The 14,842-nt window shown below is 65.8% G+C and carries 15 protein-coding genes and 1 pseudogene; 10 read left to right on the top strand and 6 right to left on the bottom strand.

Annotated elements, in window-relative coordinates; genetic code table 11:
* Positions 1 to 19 precede the first annotated feature (19 nt).
* The 4 genes from H5T77_RS04270 to H5T77_RS04255 all read right to left on the bottom strand — a co-directional run bounded on the left by H5T77_RS04270 (position 20) and on the right by H5T77_RS04255 (position 3,273).
* Positions 20 to 664: a TetR/AcrR family transcriptional regulator gene (locus H5T77_RS04270; protein WP_292645494.1), complete on the bottom strand. Its 645-nt coding sequence runs from the start codon at positions 662 to 664 to the stop codon at positions 20 to 22.
* Between the two features lie 94 nt (positions 665 to 758).
* A complete protein-coding gene (locus H5T77_RS04265; RefSeq protein WP_292645492.1) occupies positions 759 to 1,700 on the bottom strand; it encodes a DUF1254 domain-containing protein in 942 nt (313 codons plus the stop codon).
* A gap of 83 nt (positions 1,701 to 1,783) precedes the next feature.
* On the bottom strand, positions 1,784 to 2,548 hold the full coding sequence (locus tag H5T77_RS04260; RefSeq protein WP_292645489.1) for a hypothetical protein: 765 nt from the start codon (positions 2,546 to 2,548) through the stop codon (positions 1,784 to 1,786).
* The gene (locus H5T77_RS04255; RefSeq protein WP_292645486.1) at positions 2,545 to 3,273 is read right to left on the bottom strand and encodes an ABC transporter ATP-binding protein; all 729 of its coding nucleotides are present in this window, start codon (positions 3,271 to 3,273) and stop codon (positions 2,545 to 2,547) included. The genes H5T77_RS04260 and H5T77_RS04255 overlap by 4 nt, the downstream gene beginning before the upstream one ends.
* A gap of 122 nt (positions 3,274 to 3,395) precedes the next feature.
* Between H5T77_RS04255 and H5T77_RS04250 the strand changes: the two genes are divergently transcribed.
* A complete protein-coding gene (locus tag H5T77_RS04250) occupies positions 3,396 to 3,983 on the top strand; it encodes a TetR/AcrR family transcriptional regulator (RefSeq protein ID WP_292645484.1) in 588 nt (195 codons plus the stop codon).
* Between the two features lie 41 nt (positions 3,984 to 4,024).
* A complete protein-coding gene (locus H5T77_RS04245; RefSeq protein ID WP_292645482.1) occupies positions 4,025 to 4,627 on the top strand; it encodes a class I SAM-dependent methyltransferase in 603 nt (200 codons plus the stop codon).
* A gap of 20 nt (positions 4,628 to 4,647) precedes the next feature.
* Here the strand turns inward: H5T77_RS04245 and H5T77_RS04240 are convergent, their stop codons facing one another.
* Positions 4,648 to 5,574: an AraC family transcriptional regulator gene (locus H5T77_RS04240; RefSeq protein ID WP_292645479.1), complete on the bottom strand. Its 927-nt coding sequence runs from the start codon at positions 5,572 to 5,574 to the stop codon at positions 4,648 to 4,650.
* 80 nt (positions 5,575 to 5,654) lie between these two features.
* On the opposite strand from H5T77_RS04240, the gene H5T77_RS04235 reads away from it, so the two are divergent.
* From H5T77_RS04235 to H5T77_RS04225, 3 genes are all read left to right on the top strand, one after another.
* The gene (locus tag H5T77_RS04235; RefSeq protein WP_292645476.1) at positions 5,655 to 6,302 is read left to right on the top strand and encodes an NAD(P)H oxidoreductase; all 648 of its coding nucleotides are present in this window, start codon (positions 5,655 to 5,657) and stop codon (positions 6,300 to 6,302) included.
* Positions 6,303 to 6,455: 153 nt separating this feature from the next.
* A complete protein-coding gene (locus H5T77_RS04230) occupies positions 6,456 to 8,456 on the top strand; it encodes a HelD family protein (protein WP_292645473.1) in 2,001 nt (666 codons plus the stop codon).
* A 59-nt stretch (positions 8,457 to 8,515) separates the two neighbouring features.
* On the top strand, positions 8,516 to 9,049 hold the full coding sequence (locus tag H5T77_RS04225; protein ID WP_292645471.1) for a cupin domain-containing protein: 534 nt from the start codon (positions 8,516 to 8,518) through the stop codon (positions 9,047 to 9,049).
* Between the two features lie 14 nt (positions 9,050 to 9,063).
* Here the strand turns inward: H5T77_RS04225 and H5T77_RS04220 are convergent, their stop codons facing one another.
* Positions 9,064 to 9,594, bottom strand: coding sequence for an RDD family protein (locus H5T77_RS04220; protein WP_292645468.1), 531 nt, complete (start codon positions 9,592 to 9,594; stop codon positions 9,064 to 9,066).
* 318 nt (positions 9,595 to 9,912) lie between these two features.
* Here H5T77_RS04220 and H5T77_RS04215 point away from each other — a divergent pair, with 318 nt between their 5' ends.
* The 5 genes and pseudogenes from H5T77_RS04215 to H5T77_RS25620 form a co-directional block, all read left to right on the top strand.
* A complete protein-coding gene (locus H5T77_RS04215; RefSeq protein ID WP_292645465.1) occupies positions 9,913 to 10,518 on the top strand; it encodes a hypothetical protein in 606 nt (201 codons plus the stop codon).
* A gap of 2 nt (positions 10,519 to 10,520) precedes the next feature.
* Positions 10,521 to 12,110: an exonuclease domain-containing protein gene (locus H5T77_RS04210; RefSeq protein ID WP_292645464.1), complete on the top strand. Its 1,590-nt coding sequence runs from the start codon at positions 10,521 to 10,523 to the stop codon at positions 12,108 to 12,110.
* 327 nt (positions 12,111 to 12,437) lie between these two features.
* Complete coding sequence (locus H5T77_RS04205) at positions 12,438 to 13,124, top strand: SHOCT domain-containing protein (RefSeq protein ID WP_292645463.1); 687 nt, start codon at positions 12,438 to 12,440, stop codon at positions 13,122 to 13,124.
* 244 nt (positions 13,125 to 13,368) lie between these two features.
* Positions 13,369 to 14,666 (top strand): IS3 family transposase gene (locus tag H5T77_RS04200; RefSeq protein WP_292645460.1). Its coding sequence is split into 2 segments (ribosomal slippage): positions 13,369 to 13,642 and positions 13,642 to 14,666, totalling 1,299 coding nucleotides; the frame shifts between segments, so codons are not numbered across the junction.
* 40 nt (positions 14,667 to 14,706) lie between these two features.
* A pseudogene (locus H5T77_RS25620) lies at positions 14,707 to 14,829 on the top strand (tyrosine-type recombinase/integrase); the annotation flags it as partial.
* Positions 14,830 to 14,842 lie beyond the last annotated feature (13 nt).

Raw genomic sequence — 14,842 nt, 5'->3', positions numbered from 1 at the left:
AGCCGAACCGCGTACCGGATCACGCATCCTCGGCCCCCAGACCTCGGAACAGGAAGGGCACCACGTGCGCGCGCAGCTCGCTGAGGTCGACATGGGGGTTGCGCTGCACGAGGGTGATGGCGCGGTCCACCACACTCTCGGCAAGCCCGGTCGCGACGTCTAGAGGCATCGAGGTGAACGTGCCGTCCTCCATGCCGGCGCGCAGGATGCTCCGCAACAGGGCAGTGTCTTCGTCGTTCTCGACGAGGTAGAGCGGGGTCCCGTCGGAGGTTCGGTGCGAGACGACGATCTCCACCGCCGCGGAGATCGCGTGGCGCTCGGCATCGACGTACGCGAGGTAGGCCTCCGCATAGGCCCGCAGGCGCGCAGCAGGTCCGTCGACCCCGTCGATTGCCTCCAGGAGGCGCCCACCGAGAGCGCCGAACACCGTCTGCACGAGTTCGAGCAGCAGCCCGTCCTTGGAGGCGAAGTAGTACACGACCGCGCTCTTGGCGATCTGCGCCCGACCAGCGATCTCCGCCAGGGACGCACGGTGGTACCCGATCTCGTTCACCGTCTCGACAGCTGCCTCGATCAGCTGCCGACGCCGTGCCGTCTCGATGAAAGAGCCCGAACCCTCGCGAGGCTGCGCCGGGATGCGGGGACCGGACGTTTCAGAACGCACGGTCTGATTTTAGACCAATCGGACTGATTCGTCCACGCCAGCCAATCGGGCCAGGATCCGCAGCGCGCGAGAGCACCGCGCGGGGCGCTCGCGATCAACCATCCGACCCGAGGGACGGGAACGTCCAGGATCCGTCGAGAACCTCGGCTCGCGGCCGGTAGAGACGCACCATGTAGTTCCAGCCGTCCATGATGCCGAGGGTGTTGGGGCCTGCTTCGGCGCCGAACCGGATAGTGATGGAGCCGTCGCCGTCTCGATGTGCCGTGACGCTGTTGAGGCTCACGTCTGCGTCCCCTACCTGGTCGAAATAGCCGGCTGCGTTGTAGACCGAGATGGACCAGAACGCGTCCACCGGCACGTCGGGTACTCGTAGCTCGTAGCTTCCGACCGGGAGTCGGGGTTCGACGTTGAGATAGAAGGCCTCGTGCTCAGGCAGTCCGCCCCAGCCCGAGGCGGTGCCGATCAGGTGTCGGACCGGATCGACCTCATCCTTGCTGCCGAAAGCCCGGTCGTAGCGAGGTAGGCCACGCGAGAGCGTCAACAAGGCTTCATGGGTGGTGTCGAGCGACGCCTTGTCGTAGTCGGGCAAGACGAACTCATCAGCGGAACCGGCCTTGAGCTGGATCTGGTCCTGAAGTGCGTTGGCCTCTGCCACGTCAGCGCTGCTGGACGGATCCACCAGGATCCGGGCCGCGACCAGAACGTAGTCGGTGTCGAACTCGGCGACGGTGAGCTCGTAGGTGCCGGGCTCGTGGAAGATGCGGTTGATGTGATGGTCCTCGTTGACGATCATCACCGACAGGTAACGCCCGCGGCCGTCCGGGAGCGTCAGCGCAGCAACGCCGGAGATGTTCACCACCGCACTGGAGTAGAGGGTGTCCCGGTTCTGCCGGATGACGGGCTGCTGGTCGAGCGGAGACGGCTCCCGGAAATGGTTCAGGACATTGATGCCGCCGTTCTGCTGTTGAAGGGCAGCGAACATGCGGTCGGTCTCGGCGCGGACGAAGTTGTCGACGTTCACCATCTGGCGGGGCATGCCACCGATCTCATCCCGACCATCACCATGCTGGATCACCCGAGTCGGGTGAGAAGACGCAAGCGACCATGCGGCGATCCGCGTCAGGTGATGTCTCGGCTCATGGAGACGCGGGCTCCGAGGACGGCGAGAACTAACCCGTAGCCCGCGAGCACAAGGCCCCCAGCCCACGGGGCGAGGTAATCCTGGGTGCTGAGCGAGACCTGGGTGAGCGCGGCGGATGCGGATCCGGGGAGGTAGGCGGTCCAGTCGGTCAGCGCCGGGACTGCGGTGACGATGGGTTCGGCCACGAATCGGTAGACGAGAAGACCGACGACGGCGCCGACCTGATTGCGTACGAGGGCTCCGAGGCCGACGCCCAGCACCGCAAAGATCGTCACGTCGGCGACGACACCTGCATACGTGGCCGGCAGTCCGTTGCCAAGGAGTGTCAGGTCGATGCCCTTGAGGTTCAGCCACGGGCCGGCGATCGAGGCGACGACCAATAGGCATACGACCGCGTATGCGGCACCCGTCGCGGTGTAGACCGCCAGCTTGGCAGCGACCACCTTCCAGCGGCGAGGCGTCGCGAGGAAGGTCGAGGTCGCGGTTCGATGGCGGAACTCTCCGGTGATTCCGATCGCTGCCAGGACCGCGACGAGGGTGTTGGCACCACCCGATGCAACAGCGAAGAGGGTCTGTTGGCCGGCGGCGCTGTCCAGGGGCGCGGTCAGGGTGTCTGGATCGTCGCTGAACCCGATCAGCAGGGCCGCATAGAGTGCGGTCAGCGCCATCGAGGCCAGGAGCAGCCAGAGCCAGAGCTTGGTGGAGAACAGCTTGCGGATCTCGGAGGTGATCAGTGGCCTCATGGCCGGGTCTCCTGGTCGGTGGTGAGGTTGAAGAAGGCGGTCTCGAGATCACCGTGCTCGGCGGCGAGGTCCACGAGTGTTGCCTGTCGGATCAGGCGGCCGCGATGGAGGATGACGGCGCGGTCGACCAGTTGCTGCATCTCGGTCAGGACATGGCTGGAGACGAGCACGCTGCGTCCGGTGTCGGCGTACTCCTTGAGGAACCGGCGCAACCAGAGGATGCCTTCGGGGTCGAGGCCATTCGCCGGCTCATCAAGGACCAGTACGGAGGGATCGCCGAGGAGAGCCGTGGCCAAGGCGAGGCGTTGCCGCATGCCGAGCGAGTAGCCGCCGACCTTTCGACTGCCGACGTCGCCGAGCCCGACCGCGTCCAGCACTGTGGTGGCGCGCGAGGAGGGCAGAGCAGCCGCCGCGGCGTAGATCCGAAGGTGGTCGAGACCGGCTCGCCCGGGATGGAATCCGGTGGAGTCCAGGGCCGCACCGACGATCTCGAGAGGGGCCGCCAGATCGGCGTACGCGGTCCCGCCGATGGTTGCTCGGCCGCGGTCTGGTCGAACCAGGCCGAGGATCATCCGCAGGGTGGTGGTCTTGCCGGCGCCGTTGGGTCCGAGGAATCCGGTCACCGATCCGGGCTCGACGGTGAAGCTCACGTCGTCGACCGCCGCGATCCCTCCGTAGTGCTTGGTCAGCCCGCGGGCCTCGATTCGCGCATCGGTCTCACGCATCGTCATCACCCGCGAGGACCGCGGTGCCGCTGGTGCGGTAAAGATGGGCATCTCGACGTATGTTTACTCGCATGTATACAACCGTAGATGTAAACTTCGAGGTATACAAGAGAGGAAGTGGGATGCCCCAACCTGCAGCCAGGACCCGGTTGCCCCGTGCGGAACGACGGGCCCAGATCTTGACGGCCGCGACACGCGCATTCGCCAGGCACGGGTTCGCCGACACCGGGCTGGACGAGATCGCCGAGGAAGCCGGGGTCACGCGTGTCGTGCTCTACCGGCACTTCGACTCCAAGGCCGAGCTGTATCGGACGATCCTGGATCAGGCATGCAGTCGCCTCGCCGAGCGAGTGGGCACCGACGACTTCGAGGACGATGCGATTCCGGCGCTCTTGGGCGCTGCCGCCGAGGACCCTGATGCCTTTCGGCTGCTCTTTCGTTTCGCCACCCGCGAGCGCGAGTTCCAGGATCTGACCGACAGCCTCTCCGCCGCCGCGGTGACGGTCGCACGCTCCAACCTCGCGAAGCAGATCCCCGATGGCCCCTGGCTGGACTGGGCCGCCCAGCTGATCCCGACCTTGACGACCGACGCGGTGATCGCGTGGCTCGACAGCGGACAGCCCGACCCCGACACTGCGGCCGAACGGATCCGTGCCGCGATCCATGGCATCAGCCAGGCGGCAGCGCAACCTCCTCCGAGTTCCAGCTGATCCGCGCCACCGGCAGGCCAACAACGGCAGAATGCGCAGGCATGAGCGCCTCAGAGCCTGACGCCCACTGGAACACCGTCTACGCGGCCAAGGACGTCGACGATGTGAGTTGGTACGAGCCGGTTCCAGCGACTTCTCGGCGACTCATCACGATGGCTGCGACCTCAGGGCGGGTGATCGATGTCGGCGCGGGCGCCTCCGGCCTGGCGGACGCGCTGCTGCCGGCAGGCTATGACGTGACCGTGCTGGACGTCTCCTCCAACGCACTCGAACAGGTCCGCCAACGGCTGGGCCAGAAGGCGACGTACGTCGTCGCCGATGTGCTGACTTGGACGCCAGTCGACAGCTACGCGGTCTGGCACGATCGAGCGGTCTTTCACTTCCTCACCGACCCAGCCGACCAGGCTCGCTACGTGAACCAAGCGACGACAGCCGTCCAGACCGGAGGCGGGCTGGTGATGGGCACCTTCGCCCCCACAGGCCCCGAGTCATGCTCGGGCCTGCCGACCGCCCGTCATGACGCCGACTCGCTCGTCCGCCTCTTCGCGGGGGCCTTCACGCTGGAGCATGCGGAGACCGACGAGCACGTGACCCCATGGGGCGTAATACAGCCATTCACCTGGGTCGTCCTGCGGCGCGAGTAGGCATCACAGCTAGCGATCGTTCAGGCGCGGGAAGTGGATGACAATGAGCGTCTGAACGCGGTCGGGCTGCTGCCACGGACCCGCTTGAATGCCGCGCTGAACCCGAACGAGTCGGCGTACCCGACCGCCTTGGCGATCTGCGCGACACCCAGGTCCGTACTCATCAGAAGGTCGGACGCCTCGTCGAGGCGATGCTCGGTGAGGTACGTCAACGGAGGACGGCCGACGACGTCGCGGAATCGGCGGGCGAACAGCGCTCGAGACACGCCGGCCTCGGCCGCCATCCGAGCCACCGTCCATCGCTCGGTCGGTCGGCGATGGACCGCATCGAGAGCTGGTCCGACTACGGGGTCTGCCAGCCCGCGGTACCACGCCGGTGCCTCGGCGCCAACTCGTTCGAACCAGGTACGCAGCGTGCACACCAGGGCCCAATCGAGCATCCGGTCCATGAGCGCCTGCGATCCAGGTCGAAGGTTCGCAGCGTCACAGGCCACCGATTCCATCCAGTCGCAGACGCCGGGCTCCTCCTGGATGATCAGCACTGTCGGAAGTGTGTCGAGCACCCTGTTCGATCGATGACCCACCGTTCGATACACACCGACCACGAGGGTCGTCGCGTCCGCGTGGGGTGATGGCGCCACGTAGTGGTCCTCGTCCTCGCACAGGAAGCAGGCGACCTCGTAGGTCGTCGCGGGGTCATCGACGACGTCGGCACGGTCGGCGAGCAAGAACGGAGCAGGACCGCGTACGAGTGCGGTCTCCCCCGGCCTCACCCTCCGGCTGTCTCCGTCGGGGAGGTGAAGCACCCCGCCGCCACGCAGCACCGTGACCATCGTCAGTACTGCCTCGTCCACGAAGTGGATGGACCACGGCGTGCTCAGCACGGCCGAGGTCACGACGGAGCCTTCAGTACGGATGCCTGCCAGGAGCGAGCTCAGTGGATCCACGTCCAAAGCGTAGACGAACTCCTATCGATCAGAGCCTTCAACCCATGGATCGTCTACGCACATCGCGCTGTACTCATCTCATGACATCCACACGAACGCTCGTCGTCCTCTCGCATCACCGACCCGACTCACGAACCGCGCACGTCGCCGACCTGGTCGCCGAACGACTCCGTGCGGCGGAGCATGAGATTGATGTCCTCGACCTTCGCGCCGAGGGGTTCGACCCCAGGATGACGGTCGAGGACGAGCCCGACTGGACCAACCGGGACAAGGCGTACTCGATGCAAGTGCAGCGGCACATGGAACGAGTCCTCGCCGCCGACCTGCTAGTCGTGGTCTTCCCGATCTACTGGCAGAGCACGCCGGCGCTCCTCAAAGGGTGGATCGACCGCGTGTGGAACTACGGGTTCGCCTACGGTCGCAGCGCTCCGCGGTTGGCGGGGAAGCGCGTTCTGTGGCTCGGGCTCGCCGGTGCTACAGCCGAGGACCCGATCGTCGCGCCCATGGTCGACCTTCTGGAGGCTCAGCTGAGCGAGGGCATCGCCTACTACTGCGGGTTCGCGAAGTCTGCCGTCGCGGTGCTTCCGGATGCGGAGGACCAGCCTCAGTCGGTCGACGACCTGGGGAACCTCATCGTCGGTGAAGCGCCAACTGGAGAGGAGCTCGCCGCCCAGCGCCGTGTCTTTGACCGCCGGGTGTTGACCGCGGTCGACGAGTTCGCCACATGAGAACGGCGATGTTCGCCTACGGGGTCCCGGCAGGCGCGGCCTCCGGCGGGTGCGAGCGCCGAGGGCAAGGCCACGGATCCTAAGATAGATCAACGTTGTCTTTACCCCGGCTGCCGCTCATAGTTGACCTCCGAAAACGGAAGGCGGGGGCACGTGGGCGAGCAGGACAGGGCCCGTCAGGTCGGCGTGGAGCAGCGGTCGGTCGACGCGATGTACGCGCTTCTACACAACGACCTGAGCGCAAGACGGGCAGCACAGGAGCGGGCGATCTCGGCGCCTGTCGATGGGCCGAGCGAGCGCTATGCCAGGGACCTCGAGGTCGCCCAGCTGACCGAGAGCATTCGACAGCTGCAGGCAGCGGAGCACTCGCTGTGCTTCGGGCGGATCGACCGCTCCGATGAGGGCGAGTCTCTGCACATCGGCCGGATCGGGCTGCGCACCGAGGACGAGAGCCCGCTGCTGATCGACTGGCGGGCCGAGGCCGCGCGACCGTTCTACGCGGCGACGATGGCCGCACCGATGGGCGTACGCAGGCGTCGGCATCTACGCCTCGACGGCCGTGAGGTCGTCGACGTGAACGACGAGATCCTCGACGGTACGTCGCCGACAGCCGTCGACCTCGTCGGGGACAGCCCACTCGTCTCGGCCTTGAGCACGGCGCGGACCGGGCGGATGCACGAGGCCGCGGCGACCCTTCAGGCCGAGCAGGACGAGATCGTACGGTCTTCGCATCGCGGGGTCATGGTGGTCGACGGCGGTCCCGGCACCGGCAAGACCATCGTCGCCCTGCATCGCGCGGCCTATGTGCTGTACGCCTTCCCATCGATCGCCGACCAGGGGGTGCTCGTCTTCGGGCCGAACCGGCGGTTCCTCACCTACATCTCCGAGGTGCTGCCGTCGCTCGGCGAGAACGACGTACGGCTGGCGACCATGTCCGATCTGGTGGGCGTGGAGGCGACGCGGACCGAGCCAGATCACCTCGCGCGGGCCAAGGGGCGCGCGGCGCTCGCCGACGACCTCGCTCGGTTGGTGCGGCAGCACCAGCCCCACGGCGTCCCGCTGGAGCTGAAGACGACGCATGACACGGTGAGGCTCGACCCGGCCGTGGTCGACTCCGCTCGATGCCAGGCCCTGCAGGACGACATCGGGCACAACCGCGCTCGCGGGCTCTTCACCGAGTACGTCGTCGACGAGCTGGTCAACGAGCTGGAACGGCGTACCGCGAAGGAGATGTCCGACTTCGAGGAGGAGCTGGAGGCGCACCTGGGCATCGATCTCGACCGCTTCACAGGGAACGATCCCTCCACGGATGATCTGGACATCGACTGGGACACCGTCCGCGACGAACTCATCGATGACCCGTCCATCGATCGAGCGATCACCCGGGCCTGGCCTCGGCTCGTCGCCGACGATCTCGTCCGCGAGCTGCTGAACGACCTCGGCGTCGACCATGGCGACGGGTGGAGCGACGCAGACCTCGCTCTGCTGGACGAGGCCCGCGCACTCGTCGACGGAGCCCCGGAGGCGAGCTACGGCCACATCGTGGTGGACGAGGCCCAGCAGCTCTCCGAGATGCAATGGCGCGCGCTGATGCGCCGCTGCCCGAACCGGTCGATGACGGTCGTCGGAGATCTCGCCCAGGCGGGGCCATCGACCACCGTCCGGACGTGGGATGCGGCCTTGGAGCCGTTCGTCGGCGACCGGTTCGCTCACCACAGACTCACGGTGAACTACCGCACGACGACCGAGATCCTGCTTGCGACCGAACCGCTGCTGGCCGAGATCGCCCCGGATCAGCAGCTCTCCAGATCCATCCGGCACGGTGAAGAGCCACGCATCCTCGACGTGACCGCCGAGGGCCTCCCGTCCACTCTGAGCACGCTCATCGCGGACGTCCGCCACGAGCACCCGGGTGAGCTGATCGGTGTCATCGCAGCCACCGAGCGCTCGCTGGCTCTGGAGGCCGAGGTCCACGGTGCCGGCGCGACGATCGTCGCCGCACCCGAGGCGCGCGGCCTGGAGTTCGACACCGTGATCATCGTCGATCCTGCAGGCATCCGAGCCGATGGCGACGCCGGCCTGCGCGATCTGTACGTCGCCCAGACCCGAGCGACGAAGCGCCTCTTCAGGCTAGAGCTACGATCTCGACTGTGAGGCCCGCGGCTCGCTCTGCCGGGCAACTACCCCGTCCTCACCCTGGCCAAAGGAGCCTGATGTCCGCCAGTCACGTACCTGCCGGGTCCTCCGACGGGGACTACATCCGCACTCCGAGCGGCGTCCTCGTCCCCGCCGAGATCGACGCCTTCCACCGCCATCTCAGCCACGTCGCTCCCTCCGGTCTGGTCGACCAGACCGGACAGACCTCGGGGATGCGACGGCTCGAGGCGGTCAGCGGCAAGACCGTCGGCGCGAAGAACCTGTGGATGGGCCAGACCCATGTCCCCGCCTCGACCGTCTCGGCCAACCACCACCACGGCGCCTCCGAGACCGCGATCTACGTCGTCTCCGGCAACCCGGTCTTCGTCTTCCTCGACACCGAAGGCGACGAGCCCCGCGAGACCCGCGTGGAGACCGGCCCCGGCGACTACGTCTTCGTGCCCCCGTGGGTCCCCCACCGCGAGGAGAACCCCGACCCCGACGCCGAGGCCGTCGTCGTCATCGCCCGCACCACCCAGGAGGCGATCGTCGTGAATCTCGACGGTCTCGACTGGTCCGAGGTCCGCCTCGGCGACGACAACGGCTCCTGATCCTGCGGGCGTCGTCAGCGCTGCGGGGAGTCCGATTGGGCGCGGTTGAGGAAGTTCGAGAGCGGCCCCGGCATCTCATCGCTCCGGTCGCCCCAGTCATAGACAACACAGGTCTTGGCGATCAGGTCGTGGACGGAACGATGTTCACGCTGAACCACGATCAGGAGCAGGCCGTTCCCGAAGAAGGCCACGCTGAACGGAAACACCAGCGTCCTGACGAGCATGGTGCGCACACCCGGTGCAGCGCCGTCGGCCCGTACGACGCGCAGTCCGGCCAGCTCCTTCCCGATCGTCCGGCCGGTGATGGCGAGGCTGATGAAGGCGTAGGAGAAGGCCCAGATCGCGAAGGCAGCGACCCCGAGCAGGGTCGAGCGCTCGCCGGTGAGCGACTTGGACGTGAACATTTCGAGCAGGAAGCCGAACCCGGCGATGCCCAGCGTGTAGGGGCCGGCAATGCGAAGGCCGTCGTTGGCAGCGGCCGCTGCCCACGCTCCGCCACGCGGCCGAGGCCAGCCGATGAGGTGCTCGTGGGGCGAGATTGTCACGTTGCTCTTTTACTGCCAAACGCTCTATCAAAGAGTTGTTGACATCGCTCACCCTGCCTCAACTCTGGGCGCTCGTGGGCACCTGCGGAACCCACGGTAGTAGCGGTCGCAGCGGTCGCAGCTGTTGCGTACAACCTGGGATCGAAGTAGTTGCTGACAGAGCGTCTCGAAGTAGCCTCGTCCTCACCGTCGCACTTGCGACCTCCCCAATTTGAGGGACGGCCCAACTGATGCGATGTGCTCTCCCTCGACCTGCTGAAGCATCGCGTTTATGTCACATCTCCGTGCAGAGATTCAGGGTCATGTTGGAGCGGCCTGGTGGTGACCGTCAGGTTATGCGGAATCGCCACCATCGACCGTCAACCGGGATCCAACCAGATCGCGGTGTGGGTCACGAACAATTCGGGGCGCGTTCACCACAGCAACGCTGTCGTCATCGATGCTGTAAACGATCCAGATACAGTCGAGAAGGTCCGGTCGCTAACTCGCTGCTGCGTCGTGTTGACCACCGACGGCTCTACGCTGGAAGGCTTGCCGATCACGGGAGCACTGACGGTTGGAGACATCGACCGGATGCTCGATGACGTAGACGAGTGGCAGGACCGTATTCGTAGCGCGCTGGCAGCCCACCGCAAGAAGACAAGATCCCGCACCTTGGTCGACCCAGAGTTCTCTCCGAGGCCTGTCCTCGCTGATCTGGAGGCCGCCAACAACACGCCCCCAGGACGAGCATTCGCGCTGGCGTCCTATGCCGCCGCCGCCTGGTCGAACTGGCTTCAGACCGATCTCGAGCGCCGTCGCCGCACGGTTCAACCTAGAACCGGAAAGTCCCCGTGGATCATGCCTGAAGACATGAGCGATCAAACCTCGCCGGTCTTTCCCGAGCGCTTCGCCGCCGGCCTAGCCGAGCAACCGATGGTGTAACGGTGTTCGACTACACCGCCATCGACTTTGAGACTGCCAACTCCTTTCGCGGTTCGCCATGCTCAGTGGGACTCGTCCGCGTTCGCGACGGCCACATAGTCGATCAGCGGCACTGGCTCATGCGGCCGCCGGCTAAGGCTGACTGGTTCGACTCCTGGAACGTCACCATTCACGGCATCACACCCGACATGGTTCAGGACGCCCCGCGTTGGCAGGACCTCCTGCCGGGGATGATGGACTTCATTGGCAACGACGTGGTCGTCGCTCACAATGCCGGCTTCGACATTGGCGTCATCCGCTACGCATGCGCCGTTGACAACATCGCTTGGCCCGAACTCCGGTTCCTCGACACTCTCGTGCTCAGCCGTCGTGCGATCCCGCTCCCGTCGTACCGACTCCCGTACGTCGCGCAGCACTTTGGGGCGCCACTCCACAACCATCACGATGCCCTCGCCGACGCCAAAGCTGTCGTCGGCGTCATCGACGGCCTGGCCGCGTCGCGTGATGCAGAGAACCTGGAGGCTCTCGCCGACTCCATCGGCGTCCAGATCGGGCATATGAGCGCTGGCATCTACATTGGCAGCGTTGTCACTACCGGCAGCAGTGGGAAACTTTGCAAGGCCGAGCTCAATCCGGATGCTGATCCCGACGGCTATCTGTATGGCCGCGTGATCGTCTTCACGGGCAAGCTCATGTCGATGACGCGCCAAGTCGCCTGGGACGAATGCTCCAAGGTCGGCGCGATTGCCGAACTGACCAGCACCAAACGCACCAACGTCCTCGTCGTCGGTGACATCAATCCCGCGGTTCTCAGACCGGGCTCTATCCTCACAGGCAAGGCGCGGAAAGCGTTCCAACTCCAGGACAAGGGTCAGGAGATCGAGGTGATGACCGAGGACGACTTTCTGAACTGCCTGACCGGCAACCGCCTCAAGGGCGCCGAGATCCTCCTTGCGGACACTCTGGCGGCGGCCACCAAACCTGCGACAGGGGCAGCTGCAGCGGGTTCGAATCAGCGGACTATGCCGCTCAGCCTCCGGCCTGCACCTGAACTCCCAGCGTCTCCGAAGCCACCGCGACCGCTACGGCGGACTCCAGCACCGACAGACCAACTGTGCTCGACCACGGGCTGCAATCAGCCCGCAGCATTCAAGACCCGTACCAAGCCAACCTGGTGCACCGAGCACATCGCCGAGATCCAGCGTGCTGGTGGTCTGCTGGCCCTCGAGTCGTTCACACACCCCAACGACTACCAAATGACAGAGTGCCAAAACTGCGCAGTCCAGGCCCACTACCGATTCAACTACACCCTGGAGAAGAATCCCCTGGACGAACAAACCTGCCGAGCCTGCTACTGGCGCACATGGGCAGTCCAGGTTCGCGCGACGCAGGGCCCCTACGCCAGGCGCGAACCTGTGCCCTACGACGAGGCACAACGACTCGCTGAAAAGCACGGCTACGACTACCTCGGCCCCCTCACCGCGCCTTCCCTGCCTGACGACCCTCATCATGTCCGATGCCAGCGGTGCACGAAGGTCAACGTTGAGCGCCTCGCCGACGTCACCTTCGGATGCACGTGCGCGCCGCGATGAGGAGTTGGGAACGTGGAGTCATCAATCATCTGTTCGCCAACCAGATCGAGCCTCAGCGTTGGCCAGGACGCTCTCAATCCCGCGAGATCCAGGCACGAGGTATCGACGCGAGGTCCGCTGTTGGTTGCCGGTCACCTACGCGCGATCAGGCCGACGCTACGCTGCCGCTGCTAAGGCGCAAGGGCCTCTGATGAGTCGCCCGCCACAGCGCACGGTTTGCAGGACCTACCTAATTTGGAGTAGTCGCCGAACGCCTTCCACGCGCAATGACGGCCAGGGCTCGATTTCCTGCAAACGAGGCCGATTTCCAGCACTACAGTGCGCAGCATGATTGGTAATAACGCCCAGCCGGGCTGGTATCCGACGGGAGACGGCCGGACTGGATACTGGGACGGCGACAAGTGGACTGCGTTCCGCCAACCCGAGCCTGCGAAGCCGGGCGCGATGAAGGAGGCCGCGTCGCGGGCCGCGGGCCGGTTCAATACATCTGGCGCGGAGTTCCCGCACGACACCGTGTGGTCTGCCGTCGGCATGCCGATCACCGGGATCGGCGCCGGCCGGTACTGGATGGACGCTCGACACCTCTACTTCGAACGCGGCGTCCTACGGACTGACGCACAGCAAGTGCCGCTGCACCAGGTCATGGACGTGGACGTAAAACAGACGATGACGCAAAAGGCCCGAGGGGTGTTCAGTGTCTTCGTTCACGTGAACCGAGGCCATGTGATGGAGCACGTGCCCATGGAGGACATCCGCGAAGGCCGCGAGGCTCAGCGCGTGATCAACGAGGCCGCACATCACGAGCGCCTGCGCCTTCAGCAGGAACAGAACACCATGCGGTACCAGGGCGCTGGCTACCCCCTTCAACCGGCGGCCGCACCTGAATCAGAAAGACCCACTACAGACGCAGATCCGATAGAGCAACTGCAGCGGCTCGGCAAGCTGCGAGATGCTGGCGTTGTGACCGACGACGAGTTCGCCGCAAAGAAGGCGGAGATTCTCGCGCGACTGTAACCCTCCCGCGGCAGTTGGGCGGTGGATGGCAGCGAGTGGCCAATGGCGCCGAGGGGGCTGTCAGCATAACCGTGGATGCCTTTACGCGACTGGCCGACGGCCGCGCTCCTGGGCCCGACTCATATTGTGACCGCGTGGCGGGGTCATCACCGCAGCATCATCGCGCCGGGCAACCAACTGGGATGCCGTGGTGAAGCGCCCCAGGTTTGATGCCGCATCTTTCTGAGTTGGAAGGATGCAGTTCATGCCGAAGAAGATCGATCCCGAGCTGAGGGCTCGGGCGGTGCGCTTGGTGATGGAGCACCGTGGGGAGTACCCGACCCTGTCTGCTGCGCTGGTCGCTGTCGCGAAGCAGGTCGGGGTGGGCAAGGAGTCGCTGCGGCGCTGGGTGGCCCAGGCCGAGGTCGACGCTGGGGATCGGCCGGGGACCACCAGCGAGGAGAACGAGGAGATCAAGCGGCTGCGGGCTGAGAACCGTCGGCTGCGTGAGGACGTGGCGATCTTGAAGGCGGCCACGACTTTCTTCGTGGGGGAACTCGACTCCCGCAACCGGTGATCGTCGCCTTCATCGACGAGCAACGCGCCCAGGGGCACGCGGTCGAGTCGGTCTGTCGGGTCCTGCGCGAGCAGGGCCTGCAGGTCGCCGCGCGCACCTACCGGGCCTGGAAACAGGCCTCCCGTCCGGTCGCGGCCCGCACCATGACTGACGCGCTGGTGGTCGATGTGGTCCGGGATCTGGCCTGGACCCAAGACCCACGCACCAGCGCCCCAACTGGTGCCCGGAAACTGGCCCCAGAAGGGCTCTACGGGCGTCGGAAGATGACCGCCCTGGTCCGGCGCACGCGGCTGCCCGATGCCAGCGCGGGAAGCGTGGACCGGGCGATGCGGCTGCTGGGCTTGTCTGGGATCCGCCGCGACATGAAGGTCCGGACCACGATCCCGGCCAAGGACGGCAAACGCGCCGGTGACCTGCTCGATCGCGACTTCACCGCGTCGGCCCCGAACCGTGTTTGGGTCACCGACTTCACCTACGTCCGAACGTGGGCCGGCTGGGTCTATGTCGCCTTCATCCTCGACGTCTACGCCCAGCGGATCATCGCCTGGCACGCCGCAACATCGAAGGATGTCGAGCTGGTCATGCGGCCGCTGCGGATGGCGATCTGGGTCCGTGACCACGAGGGCCACCCCGTGGTCGGCCCCGACCTGATCCACCACTCCGATGCGGGCTCGCAATACACCAGCCTGCGGCTGACCGAGCACCTCGCACTGGAAGACATCAGACCCTCGATCGGGTCGGTTGGGGACGCCTACGACAACGCGCTGATGGAGACGATCAACGGCCTGTACAAGTCCGAGTGCATCCGCACGACCGTCTTCCACGACGGCCCCTACAAGACCATCGCCGACGTCGAGTACGCCACCAGCGCCTGGGTCGACTGGTACAACCAGCGACGACTGCACGGCTCACTTGGCATGATGACCCCAGTAGAGTTCGAAACCGCCCACTACGCGGCCCTCAACCGAGAGCCGCAACCCGTATAGAAGCGGCAGAGAACCTGGGGCGCTTCAGTGGTCCTACAAGCTCGGCCTCGCTGGCCTAGACCCGCACGCCCTACGCCACACCGCCCTGACCTGGACGGCCGACAGAGTCGTTCCGCTCCACATGTTGCAGCGTGTTTCGGGTCACACACAGATCCGGCAGTGACTCAGCGCTACCT

The organism is Nocardioides sp. (genome assembly GCF_014360585.1).
GTDB lineage: Bacteria > Actinomycetota > Actinomycetes > Propionibacteriales > Nocardioidaceae > Nocardioides.
The sequence above is the reverse complement of the archived record's forward strand: the minus strand, read 5'-3'. Positions and strand labels throughout refer to the sequence as shown.

Coding starts and splice junctions, on each gene's coding strand:
- H5T77_RS04245 (WP_292645482.1), top strand. CDS start 4,025: ATGAGCGCCTCAGAGCCTGACGCCCACTGGAACACCGTCTACGCGGCC.
- H5T77_RS04250 (WP_292645484.1), top strand. CDS start 3,396: ATGCCCCAACCTGCAGCCAGGACCCGGTTGCCCCGTGCGGAACGACGG.
- H5T77_RS04205 (WP_292645463.1), top strand. CDS start 12,438: ATGATTGGTAATAACGCCCAGCCGGGCTGGTATCCGACGGGAGACGGC.
- H5T77_RS04225 (WP_292645471.1), top strand. CDS start 8,516: ATGTCCGCCAGTCACGTACCTGCCGGGTCCTCCGACGGGGACTACATC.
- H5T77_RS04260 (WP_292645489.1), bottom strand. CDS start 2,548: ATGAGGCCACTGATCACCTCCGAGATCCGCAAGCTGTTCTCCACCAAG.
- H5T77_RS04235 (WP_292645476.1), top strand. CDS start 5,655: ATGACATCCACACGAACGCTCGTCGTCCTCTCGCATCACCGACCCGAC.
- H5T77_RS04255 (WP_292645486.1), bottom strand. CDS start 3,273: ATGCGTGAGACCGATGCGCGAATCGAGGCCCGCGGGCTGACCAAGCAC.
- H5T77_RS04265 (WP_292645492.1), bottom strand. CDS start 1,700: ATGCCCCGCCAGATGGTGAACGTCGACAACTTCGTCCGCGCCGAGACC.